Below are 11,704 nucleotides of genomic sequence, written 5' to 3'. Positions count from 1 at the left end.
ATGGTCGTCGGAGCGACGTCGATGTATCTCGGCGCGGCCGTCGCCGTCGGCCTGTTCGACGTCATCTCCCCGGCCGCCGTCGCGTGGTTGCGGATCGCCGGGGCCGCGCTGGTGTTGCTGCTGTGGGTGCGACCGGCCCGGACGGCCTGGCGTTGGGAGCGATTGCGCCTCGCCGGATGCTTCGGGCTGATCACCGCCGGGATGAACATCGCCTTCTACGAGGCGCTCGCGCATCTGCCCCTGGGCACGACCGTCGCCCTGGAGTTCCTGGGCCCGATCGTGGTGGCCGCCTTGGGTTCTGCGACGCGTCGCGATGTCGCCGCACTCGTCCTGGCGGCTGTCGGCGTGGTCCTGATCGCCGATGTCCGGTGGTCGGGAACGGCGATCGGCGTCGTCCTGGCGCTGACCGCGGCCGCCTGCTGGGCGGGGTACATCGTCCTGGGCAAACGGGTCGCGGCGCGAGGCACGGGCGTCGAGGATCTGGCGACCGGCTTCGCGGTGGCCGCGTTGCTCACCGCGCCGCTCGCGTGGTGGGTGGCCGACGCGGTACGCGCGGGGGCCGCGCTGCCGGTGGTCCTGGCCCAGGGGTTGCTGCTCGGCATCGCGTCGACCGCGGTGCCCTACGCACTCGACCAGATCGTGCTGCGGCGGGTCGGCCAGGCAAGGTTCGCGATCCTGCTCGCGCTGCTGCCGGTGACGGCGTCGGTGATCGGGTTGCTCGCGCTGGCGCAGGTGCCGCGGCCCCTCGAAGCGGTAGGGATCGCGCTCGTCGCGGTGGCGGTGGCCGTGCGATCGGTCGACGACGACAGCCGGTCCGACGATCGCGAGGCGGAGATGCCGCCGGGGTGACCGGGAATCAGGCGGCGCGCGCCTTCTTCAGTGCTTTGTGCAGCTCTTTCTTCGACATGTCGGAGGTGTCGAGCTTGCGCATCCGGTGAATGACCACCGGGCAGCGAACACAGCGCGTCGAACTCTTGCAACACTTCTTCTTGGGCTTCAGAGAGCCCACCTTGGTCGGGTCGACCTTGCCCATACGGCGAGGTTAGCAGACCCTAACTACAACTCTTGTGGGTGCTGTGATCGCGGTCTCACCGCCCGAGCCGATAGTCTGTGACGTTGAATCCCTAGGTGATCTGCTCCCCGCGCCGGTCAGAGCCGTTCGGCTGCGAACGTTCCAGACGTTCGGCAGTGACCCGGACGCCGGCCGCCGCTGCCGGTCCCCAACCACACGAAAGAGAGCCAGTGAGCGCTGTCCCCACCTTCCGCAACGTCGCGATCGTCGCGCACGTCGACCACGGAAAGACCACACTCGTCGACGCCATGCTGCGCCAGTCCGGCGTCTTCGGCGAGCGCGCCGAGGTCGTCGACCGGGTGATGGACTCCGGTGACCTCGAACGTGAAAAGGGCATCACCATCCTCGCCAAGAACACCGCGGTCCACCGGCGCCAGCCGGACGGCACCGAGGTCGTCATCAACGTCATCGACACCCCCGGCCACGCCGACTTCGGCGGTGAGGTCGAGCGCGGCCTGTCGATGGTCGACGGCGTGGTCCTGCTCGTCGACGCCTCCGAGGGCCCGCTGCCGCAGACGCGCTTCGTGCTCCGCAAGGCGCTGGCCGCCGAGCTGCCGGTGATCGTCGTCGTCAACAAGACCGACCGTCCCGACGCCCGCATCCAGGAGGTCGTCGACGAGACGCAGGATCTGCTCCTCGACCTCGCCTCCGACCTGGACGAGGAGGCCGCGAAGGCCGCCGAACTCGTCCTCGAGCTCCCCGTGCTCTACGCCTCGGGCCGCGCCGGTGTCTGCAGCACCGAGCAGCCGGCCGACGGCGAGATCCCGGCGGGGGAGAACCTCGACTCCTTCTTCGACGTCCTGCTCGAACACGTCCCGGCGCCCAAGGGTGACCCGGACGCGCCGCTGCAGGCACACGTCACCAACCTCGACGCGTCGGCCTTCCTCGGCCGTCTCGCGCTCGTCCGCATCCACAACGGAACCCTCCGCAAGGGCCAGCAGGTGTCCTGGTGCCGCGAGGTCGACGGTGAAGCCGTCGTCGAGCGCGCCAAGATCACCGAGCTCCTCGCCACCGTCGGCGTCGACCGGGCGCCCGCCGAGTCCGCATCGGCCGGTGACATCGTGGCCGTCGCCGGTATGCCGGAGATCATGATCGGCGACACCCTCGCCGACCTGGAGAACCCGCAGCCGCTGCCGCGCATCACCGTCGACGAGCCGGCGATCTCGGTCACCATCGGCACCAACTCGTCGCCGCTGGCGGGCCGGGTGTCGGGCCACAAACTGACCGCCCGCATGGTCAAGCAGCGTCTGGACACCGAGCTGATCGGCAACGTGTCGCTGCGCGTGCTCGACATCGGCCGGCCCGACGCCTGGGAGGTGCAGGGACGTGGCGAGCTCGCCCTGGCCATCCTCGTCGAGCAGATGCGTCGTGAGGGCTTCGAGCTGACCGTCGGCAAGCCGCAGGTCGTCACTCGCAAGGTCGACGGCAAGGTCCAGGAGCCGTTCGAGCATCTGACCGTCGACGTGCCCGAGGAGTACCTCGGCGCGGTCACCCAGTTGCTCGCCGCCCGCAAGGGCCGTATGGAGCAGATGAACAACCACGGCACCGGCTGGGTCCGGATGGAGTTCATCGTGCCCTCGCGCGGCCTCATCGGGTTCCGTACCGACTTCCTCACCGAGACCCGCGGCACCGGCATCGCCAACGCGGTGTTCCAGGGTTACGACGCCTGGGCGGGCGAGATCCGGGCCCGCCACACGGGTTCGCTCGTCAGCGACCGGTCGGGAACGGTCACCCCGTTCGCGATGATCCAGCTCGCCGACCGCGGCACGTTCTTCGTCAACCCGGGCGACGACTCGTACGAGGGCCACGTCGTGGGGATCAACCCGCGCCAGGAGGATCTCGACATCAACGTCACCCGCGAGAAGAAGCTGACCAACATGCGTCAGTCCTCGGCCGACGTGATGGAGACCCTCGCCAAGCCGATGCAACTCGACCTCGAGGGCGCCATGGAATTCTGCGCCGCGGACGAGTGTGTCGAGGTCACCCCGGAGGTCGTGCGAGTGCGTAAGGTGCACCTCGACTCGACGACGCGCGCCCGTGAGCGCTCGCGGGCCAAGTCCCGGGATGCCGCCGTCAGCTGAGTGTCGATGGCGCTCCGGCGCCGCATTACGGTGGCGGGCGCGTCCGACGGACCGAGAAGCTTCTTCGTCATGGGGGTATCCGAGGTGAATCGCGCGAGACCACGACCGGGCCGCGAGGCCGCGAACCGGGTCCGTGGGCGGTTGCTCGGCATGCTCTCGTGCAGCGTCGCCCTGCTCGTGGTGCTGACCGCCTGCATGTCGGATCCGCCGCCCCCGGTCCGCGACACCGGGCCACCGCCGACCCCGACCGAGTACCCGGTGGAGAAGACGATCTACATCGCCACCGACTCGGTCGGATCGGGCTTCAACCCGCACATCGCCGCCGACCAGAATCCGGTGACCACGGCGGTCGCGGCGATGACGCTGCCCAGCGCGTTCGCGCCGGTCCAGACCCCGGGCGGGACGGTGTGGGAACTGCAGCGCTCGTTCGTCACCTCCGCGGAGGTGACGTCGCGGGCGCCGTTCACCGTGACCTACCGCATCCACACCGACGCCCAGTGGTCCGACGGCCTGCCGGTGACGGGCGACGACTTCAACTTCCTGTGGCAGCAGATGTCCCGGCAGCCCAACGTCGTGGCACCGGCCGGCTACCGGCTCATCGACTCGGTGCAGTCCCGGGAGGGCGGCAAGGTCGTCGAGGTGCGGTTCGAGTCGCCGTACCCCGCGTGGCGAGAGCTGTTCACCGGATTGCTGCCCAGTCACGTGCTCAAGGGTGCGCCGGCCGGCTTCCAGACCGGGATGGACACCGGCAAGCCGGTTTCGGCCGGGCCCTACGCGATCGTGGGGATCGACAAGACCCGCGACGAGGTCCGCCTCGCCCGCAACGACCGGTATTGGGTCACCCCGCCCCGGTTGGATCAGATCGTCCTCCGCCGCGCCGGCACATCGGCCCAGATGCTCGACTCCGTACGATCCGGCGACTCGGCCATCGTGGCCCTCGGCGCCTCGCCGGCCACCGACGCGGAACTGACCGCGCTGCCCGGTCTCGAGACCGCCCGCAGCCTGACGTCGCGGTCACTCGGTGTCAGCGTGAACGCCCGCACCGACGCGATGAGCTCGGTGGAGGTCCGGCGCGCGATCCTCGGGTTGGTCGATCCGCGACTGACCACCTTCGCCGGTGCCGGCGACTGGGTCGTCGAACCGTTCGCGAACACCGTCTTCGCGCCGTCGGATCCGGGCTATTCACCGGTCGACCGCCCGCGCCTCGGGGCGGCCGAGGTCGACGCCCTGCTCGGCGCTGCCGGTTACCGCCGCGCCGCGCCCGAGCCCGTCGGCTCGGCATCCCCGGTGCCGTCGGCGTCGTCGTCGGAGCCCTCCTCGGTGTCGCCGTCGTCCCCGTCCGGGTCCACGCCCGCGTCCGAGGCGCCGTCCGCCGGCGGGTCGGCGACGCCCGGGGTGAGCGAGACCCCGACCGAGGGTCTGGTCGAGGTACCGGAACTGCCCGAGGGAATCCTGCCGTTCCAGCGCGACGGGCAGGACCTCATCGTCCGTGTCGGTGCGGTCGCCGGCGATCCGCGGACCACGTCGGCCGCGTCGAGCATCGTCGACCAGCTCCGAGGTGCAGGGGTGCGCGCTCAGGTCGTGACGCTGCCCAACAGCGAGCTGTACGGGTCGGCGCTCACCAACCAGCGCGTCGACCTGGTCGTCGGGTGGTCGGGGCTCGGCGTGCCGCCGGCGTCGTCGCTCGCGTCGCAGGTCGACTGCAACCAGCCCAAGCCCGGTACCGAACCGTCGCCCGCGACGCCGCCGACGCCCACCAGCATCGCGCCGAGCGGTGGCGATCCCGGGGACAGCTATGCCAGCAACGTGTCCGGGTTGTGTGACCCGCGGCTCATCGAGCTCGCGCGCACCGCACTCTCCGAGGACGACCCGATCCCGACGCTGAACGAGGCCGAGCCGCTCCTCGCCGCGCAGGCGATCTACCGGCCGCTGTACCAGGACTCGATGGTCGTGGGCACCACGTCCGCGGTGCGCGACGTCCCGCTCACCGGACCCATCCAGGTCTCGATCTTCGGGACCGCGGTCGATTGGGAGCTGACGTGACCGGTGTCCCGGCGGATCGCCGGCTGCTGCTCGTCCACGCTCATCCCGACGACGAGACGATCATGACCGGCGGCACCATCGCCCGATATCTCGCCGAGGGCGTCGACGTGCGGGTGCTGACCTTCACGCTCGGGGAGGAGGGCGAGGTGATCGGCGACGAGTGGGCGCAGCTGGTCGCCGACGGCGGCGCCGACCAGCTCGGCGGGTTCCGGGTCCTCGAACTCACGCGGGCACTGGCCGAGCTCAGTCCCGCCGGCCGACCCGCGTTGCGGCCGCGATTCCTCGGCGGTGCGGGCCGATGGCGGGACTCCGGGATGGCCGGCGCCCCGTCCGCGAACCACCCGCGCGCACTCGTGCGGGCACCGTTCGACGAGCCCGTCGAGGCGTTGGTCGACGTGCTCACCGACTTCGCACCCCAGGTGGTCGTCAGCTACGACGCCTCGGGTACGTACGGCCATCCCGATCACAAACTGGTGCACGAGGTCACGACGGCCGCGGTCGCCCGCGCCCGGGAAGTCGGTCCGGGCCCGGACAAGATCTACGAATCGGTGACCGAACGCAGCGCACTGGACTCCGGGCTCGCCGGTGTCGCCGCGGTACCCGACGGCTGGCGGATGCCCCGCGACGGTGAGCTGCCGAGCTATCCCGACGCCGACATCACCACCGAGATCGACATCAGCGCGTACCTCCCACGAAAGGTGGCCGCCCTGGCCGCCCACGCCACACAGGTGACCGTCGCGGCGTCCGGGACGGAGTACGCACTGTCGAACAACATCGTGCAGCCGATCGCCGGTGCGGAGCATTACATTCTGGTCGAGCCGGAGCGTCACGGGTCCCCGGACGGGAAGCGTGAGTCGGACCTGTTCGCCGGGGTCGACTGAGCCGTGGCCCGCATGGTTCGGCCCGTATCGGGCTCCGTCCTCGACCGACTGCTCCTGGGATTCCTCGTCGTCGACGGGTTCGCGGTCGGGCTCCTGACTGTCGCGTTCACCTATCAGCGCTTCGGCGGCGTCGCGCTGCCCGTCGCGGCACTTGCCGCCGGCGTGGTCAATGCGGCCCTGCTCTGGCTCGCGTCCGGCCTCACCGCGACGCCGTGGCGGTATGGGCCACTCGCCGCGTGGGGGCTCGTCGTCGTGATCGCCGGCGGGTTCCCCGGCCCGGGCGGGGACGTCGTGCTCTCGATCAGCAGTGGTTACCTCGTACAGACCCTGCTGCTCGTGGTCCTCGGCGTCGGGCCGTCCGCCGCGCTGGGCTGGACGGGGCGGCTGCCCGAACCCGACTGACCACCGGCCGCAGGGGCGCTCCGCGTTGTGTCGTGACGGGCGGCGTTAGAGTGAGAGACATGCTTCTGCGCGCGTGGGCCGAAGACATCAAGGCCCCGATCGAGCGCGTCACGGCCGCACTGAGCCGTGTCCGTGACGACCCGACTCTCGGGGCCGACGCCCTCGACGATGACGGCTGGGTCGCCCTGCTGGGTGCCTCGGGTGCGCAGCTCGACGAATTGTGCGACCTCGCCGACTCCGTGCGTCGTCGCGTCACCGATCCGGATGTGCTGACCTTCGTGGTCAACCGCAACTTCGACACCGGGATCGTCAGCCGACTCGGACCCGACGACCCGGGTCTCGACGAACTGGTCGCCGAGGCGGTCGCACTCGGCGCGACCGAGATCTGCATGCAGGGACCCCTGCCCGCCGAACTGCCGGCCGACGACTACGTCCGACTCGTGGAGGACATCACGGGTGCCGCCGACGGGCTCCACCTGCACGCCTATCGGGCCCCGGAGATCGTCGACGGCGCCGAGCGTGCCGGGATCACGATCGTCGAACACCTCGAGCGGCTGCGGTCGGCGGGCCTGGGGTCGGTGCCGGGGACCGCCGCCCAGATCCTCGACGACACCGTTCGCGCGACACTCTCACCCACCGGCACGGCGCCGCCGGTCGGCAGCTGGGTCGACGTCATCGAGACCGCCCACCGCGTGGGTCTCTTCTCCACCGCGACGATGCTCTACGGGCACGTCGAGACGCCCGCACACCAGATCGCCCATCTTCGACTGCTACTCGAGATCCAGCGTCGCACGGGCGGTTTCAGCGAACTCATCCTGATGCCACTGCTTCCCGAGAACGTGCCGCCCCACCTGGCGGACACCGCCTCGCGGACCGCGTCGGAGCGGGAGACCCGCGCGTTGCACGCCGTCGCCCGCCTCATGACCGCAGGCCTCCTCGACCATCTGCAGGTGGCGTGGACCAAACTGCCCGCGGCCACCGTCGATCTGGTGTTGCGCGGCGGGGCAGATGATCTGGGTGGGCTGTTGCTCGACGGCACCCTGATGCCGGGCGCGGGACCGGAATCAGGTCGTGTCCTCGACGCCGCGGCTGTCGTCGACATCGCGGCACGAGCCGGACGCAGGCCGCGCCAGCGCACCACCCGCTACGGGGTGCCGGAGCCCGACAGGCAACTCCCGCTGCCACAGGTGTCCGCGTGAGCCGGAGCATGTCTTCCGGGCGGGCGGCCGGAGCGCAGCAGCGCGCGCTGACGATGGACGACGTGGATGTCGCCATCATCGGCGCGGGCTTCGCCGGGCTCGGGATGGCGACGCAGCTCGCGCGCCGCGGGCGGGAGTCCTTCGTCGTGCTCGAACGCGCCGACGGCGTGGGGGGCACGTGGCGCGACAACACCTATCCCGGCATCGCCTGCGACATCCCCGCCCATCTGTACTCGTTCTCGTTCCGGCCGCCGGCCGACTGGTCGGCGCGATTCGCTCGTGGCGCCGAGATCCGCAGCTATCTCGAACAGATCGTCGTCGACGAACGACTCGCCGACCGCATCGAACTCAATCGCGAACTCCGCGAAGCGGTCTGGGACGAGCAGGGGGCGCACTGGGTGATCACGGCGGCGGCGCCGGACGGCCGGGACGTCACCTTCCGCGCTCGCTCGCTGGTGCTGGCGGTCGGACGGTTGTCGGAGGCGCGCATCCCCGACATCGACGGACTCGACACCTTCCCGGGACAGGTCGTCCACACGGCCGCCTGGCACGACGACGTCAACGTCGCGGGTGCGCGGGTCGGGGTCGTCGGAACCGGTGCGTCGGCGGTGCAGCTCATCCCGCATCTCGCCGACGCCGCGGACGATCTCGTCGTGTTCTGCCGCACGCCACCGTATGTCGTGCCGCGCGCGGACCGGCTCTACACCGACGACGAGCGGGCCGCCATGCTCGACCCCGTCGTCGCGGCGGAGGTGCGCGACCGACTGCTCACCGAAGCCGACGGGGCGTTCCGGCAGCGGCTCGGGTTGCATCCAGACATCGACGAGATCCGTTCCCGTGCGCGGGATCACCTCCACGGGCAGGTGGCCGATGCCGACCTCCGTGAACAGCTGACCCCCGACTACGAGATCGGTTGCAAGAGAATCCTGCTCAGCGACGACTTCTATCCGGCGCTACAACGCTCCAACGTGGTGTTCGAGTCGAGTGCTCTGACGTCGGTCGCCGAGACCAAGGCCACCGCGCACAGTGGTCACACCTACGATCTCGACGTCCTGGTGATGGCAACCGGTTTCGAATCCGCACGCCCGCCCGCCGCATCGCGCATCACCGGTCGTGCCGGTCGGCGGCTGTCCGACCACTGGTCTGCGGGCATGACGTCCTATGCCTCGACCGTGGTCAGCGGATTCCCGAACATGTTCGTCCTCGACGGGCCCAACGCGGCGCTCGGCCACAACTCGGCGATCTACATGATCGAGACGCAACTCGACTACGTCCTGGGCGCGCTGGAGTACATGGCCGGCAGCGGGATCACGACGCTGGCGGTCTCGCCTGCCGCCGAAGACGAATACACGCGGGAGATCGACGCTCGCAGCGAGTCGACGGTGTGGCTGACCGGTTGTGAGAGTTGGTATGTCGACCCCGACAGCGGTCGCCTGACCCTGTTGTGGCCGGGCACTGCGGCGTCGTTTCGCGAACGCAACGGCACCTTCGACCCCGAACCGTACGAACCCCGTCCCGACGACGCCGGCACCGGAACACCTGAGGAGGGTGAGGAATGACCGAGAAGTTGACCGTCCGCGCGGCCCTGGACGCCGCGCGCGACCGGGCGCCGATCGGTCTCGACGAGGCCGTGACGCTCCTGTCCTGCGCAGGAGACGACCTGGTCGAACTGCAATCGATCGCCGGGGCGCTCCGCGACGAGGGGCTGGCCGCGGTCGGCCGGTCCCGGCAGATCACCTACTCCCGCAAGGTGTTCATCCCGCTGACGCGCCTGTGCCGCGACCGGTGCCACTACTGCACCTTCGTCACGGTCCCCGGGAAACTCGCCCGCGCGGGGGAGGGGCTCTATCTGGAACTCGACGAGGTCGTCGACCTCGCGCGCCGCGGTGCCGAACTCGGCTGCAAGGAGGCGCTTTTCACGCTGGGTGACCGCCCCGAGGACAGGTGGCCGCAGGCCGGCGAGTGGCTGGCCGAACGGGGTTACTCCTCGACGCTGGACTACGTTCGTGCCGCCGCGGTCGCCGTGTTGTCGGAGACGGGTCTGCTGCCGCACCTCAACCCCGGGGTGATGAGCCTCGAGGAACTGCTCCGCCTGCGCCCGGTCGCACCGTCGATGGGCATGATGCTGGAGACGACGTCGCGTCGCCTGTTCACCGAGAAAGGCCAGGCACACTACGGAAGTCCCGACAAGGACCCGCTGGTCCGCATGCAGGTGCTGCGCGATGCGGGCACCGCTCGCGTCCCGTTCACCACCGGGATTCTGGTCGGGATCGGCGAATCACTCACCGAGCGGGCCGAATCGCTGCTGGCCATCGCCGATGTGCACGCCCGAGGCGGGCACATCCAGGAGGTGATCGTGCAGAACTTCCGGGCGAAGCCGGACACCGCGATGCGCTCGACCCCCGACGCGGAGATGACCGAGTTCCTCGCCGCCGTCGCGGTCGCCCGGGTTGTCCTCGGCCCACACATGCGGATTCAGGCGCCGCCAAATCTGGTGTCGCCCGCGGAATGTGCCGCGCTGATCGCGTCCGGCGTCGACGACTGGGGTGGGGTGTCGCCGCTGACTCCCGACCACGTCAACCCGGAACGCCCGTGGCCTCACCTCGACGCCCTGGCCGCCCGCACCGCGGAATCGGATTTCGTTCTCACCGAACGCATCACCGCGCAGCCGCCGTATGTGCTGAACGGTGCCGACTGGATCGACCCGGCACTGACCCAGCACGTCGCCGCGCTCGCCGACCCGGTGACCGGCCTCGCCGTCGACACCCGCCCGGCTCCGCGTCCGTGGCCGGCGGTTGCTTGAGGGAAGCACCTGTCGTCGGGTGCGTGGCAGTCAGCCGAGAACCGGTGCGAGCGCTTCGTATCCGCCGACGACGTCGGTGGCGCGATGTAACCCGAGATCCTGCAGCGCCGCGGCGGCGAGGCTCGACGTATAACCCTGGGAGCACAGGATGATCCAGCGGACGTCATGGTCGACGGCCTGGTCGATGCGGGCGTCGCTCGCCGGGTCACACCGCCATTCGAGGACATTCCGTTCGATGACGAGAGCACCCCGGGCCTCGCCCTCCTCCGCGCGCTGCGCCGCGGGACGGATGTCAACGAGCACCGCCCCGTCGGCCAGCTCGGCGGGGACGTCCGCGGCCTCGACCCGCGCGATCCGCGACCGTGCGTCGGCGAGCACGTCGTCGATGGTGCGGGGAGTGCTCATTCGGGCTGGTCGGTGAGAACGGTCCGGTTGCGGCGCAGGTGGCCGCCCTCGGAGATGTCGTAGTACGACATCGCGGTCAGCGGCGGTGAGTAGGCGTGCACGCTGAGCGTCGGGGTCACCAGCGGGCTGGTCTCCGCACCGATCTCCGGGGCGGCGACGACCGGGTTCCGCACGACGTCGTGCACCCACCCGAGAGGGAAGGCGGCCTGGTCGCCGGCGTCGAGGATGCGCACCGCCAGATCGTCTCCCGTCCAGTGGTACTCGCGCAAGCTGCCCGACAACACCGTCAGGGCTCCGAGCGAACCGGCGTGGTCGTGCAGTTCGGTGGCCTCGCCCGGCGTCCAGCTGATCAGCCACACGTCGACGTCGTCGTCGGCGTGCAGGCGCGTCGCCCAGCGATGCCGTTCGTCCCAGACCTCCGGGAGCAGGTCGTCGTGGCGACCGTCGAGGACGTCTGCGACGCCCTGGTCGGTGATGCGGAGGAGGTCGGCGGGCCGGAGCCGCGTCGGCAGGTGACCAAGGGCGCGCGGGGCCGCGGTACCCGGACGCTCGCGCAGCGGCGAAGACGTCCGAGCACGATTCCGGGCGGAGGAAAGAGACGATAAGGCGGACTGAGGCGCTCGTTCGGTGCGGGCGAGGGTGGAGGTCATGGCGAATCCTTGCGAGAGTCGAAGAGGATGTGGTGAGGCCGATCGGTTCAGCAACAGCACATCGACATCGACCGCGCGGTGGGTCGGTGCGGCACCCGGGCACACGCGCCCGCGGGTCGGTGTCCGGTGAGGACGGATTCGTCGACGACGATCATGCGCCCGACTCTG

General features: G+C 70.3%; 11 protein-coding genes. 8 read left to right on the top strand and 3 right to left on the bottom strand.

All coding sequences use genetic code 11. The features are described from left to right. On the top strand, positions 1-849 hold the full coding sequence (locus GR168_RS16065; RefSeq protein WP_065632736.1) for an EamA family transporter: 849 nt from the start codon (positions 1-3) through the stop codon (positions 847-849). Positions 850-856: 7 nt separating this feature from the next. Here GR168_RS16065 and GR168_RS23765 read toward each other — a convergent pair whose 3' ends face one another. Continuing rightward, the gene (locus GR168_RS23765; RefSeq protein WP_091344396.1) at positions 857-1,033 is read right to left on the bottom strand and encodes a hypothetical protein; all 177 of its coding nucleotides are present in this window, start codon (positions 1,031-1,033) and stop codon (positions 857-859) included. Positions 1,034-1,242: 209 nt separating this feature from the next. Between GR168_RS23765 and typA the strand changes: the two genes are divergently transcribed. From typA to cofG, 7 genes are all read left to right on the top strand, one after another. Further along, on the top strand, positions 1,243-3,153 hold the full coding sequence (gene typA, locus GR168_RS16060) for a translational GTPase TypA (protein ID WP_058252521.1): 1,911 nt from the start codon (positions 1,243-1,245) through the stop codon (positions 3,151-3,153). Positions 3,154-3,222: 69 nt separating this feature from the next. Beyond that, a complete protein-coding gene (locus GR168_RS16055; RefSeq protein WP_065632737.1) occupies positions 3,223-5,196 on the top strand; it encodes an ABC transporter family substrate-binding protein in 1,974 nt (657 codons plus the stop codon). Next, positions 5,193-6,077 carry an N-acetyl-1-D-myo-inositol-2-amino-2-deoxy-alpha-D-glucopyranoside deacetylase gene (gene mshB, locus GR168_RS16050; protein ID WP_137809045.1) on the top strand — a complete coding sequence of 295 codons (885 nt, stop codon included), beginning with the start codon at positions 5,193-5,195 and terminating at the stop codon, positions 6,075-6,077. Before GR168_RS16055 ends, mshB begins: the two co-directional genes overlap by 4 nt. A gap of 12 nt (positions 6,078-6,089) precedes the next feature. After that, the gene (locus GR168_RS16045; protein WP_159371189.1) at positions 6,090-6,479 is read left to right on the top strand and encodes a facilitated glucose transporter; all 390 of its coding nucleotides are present in this window, start codon (positions 6,090-6,092) and stop codon (positions 6,477-6,479) included. A gap of 59 nt (positions 6,480-6,538) precedes the next feature. Continuing rightward, positions 6,539-7,678: an FO synthase gene (locus GR168_RS16040; protein ID WP_159371188.1), complete on the top strand. Its 1,140-nt coding sequence runs from the start codon at positions 6,539-6,541 to the stop codon at positions 7,676-7,678. 53 nt (positions 7,679-7,731) lie between these two features. Continuing rightward, entirely contained in the window at positions 7,732-9,237 is a 1,506-nt protein-coding gene (locus tag GR168_RS16035) for an NAD(P)/FAD-dependent oxidoreductase (protein WP_159371956.1), read from the top strand. Continuing rightward, entirely contained in the window at positions 9,234-10,481 is a 1,248-nt protein-coding gene (cofG, locus tag GR168_RS16030) for a 7,8-didemethyl-8-hydroxy-5-deazariboflavin synthase CofG (RefSeq protein ID WP_159371187.1), read from the top strand. The genes GR168_RS16035 and cofG overlap by 4 nt, the downstream gene beginning before the upstream one ends. A gap of 30 nt (positions 10,482-10,511) precedes the next feature. On the opposite strand, the gene GR168_RS16025 is transcribed toward cofG, so the two are convergent. Beyond that, positions 10,512-10,886 (bottom strand): rhodanese-like domain-containing protein, encoded by a 375-nt coding sequence (locus GR168_RS16025; RefSeq protein ID WP_159371186.1) that lies wholly within the window; start codon positions 10,884-10,886, stop codon positions 10,512-10,514. Next, positions 10,883-11,536: a cysteine dioxygenase family protein gene (locus GR168_RS16020; RefSeq protein WP_159371185.1), complete on the bottom strand. Its 654-nt coding sequence runs from the start codon at positions 11,534-11,536 to the stop codon at positions 10,883-10,885. The genes GR168_RS16025 and GR168_RS16020 overlap by 4 nt, the downstream gene beginning before the upstream one ends. Between the last annotated feature and the right edge of the window lie 168 nt (positions 11,537-11,704).

Source organism: Gordonia sp. JH63 (assembly GCF_009856645.1).
Lineage (GTDB): Bacteria > Actinomycetota > Actinomycetes > Mycobacteriales > Mycobacteriaceae > Gordonia > Gordonia hongkongensis.
This window is presented reverse-complemented; position numbering and strand designations above follow the sequence as displayed.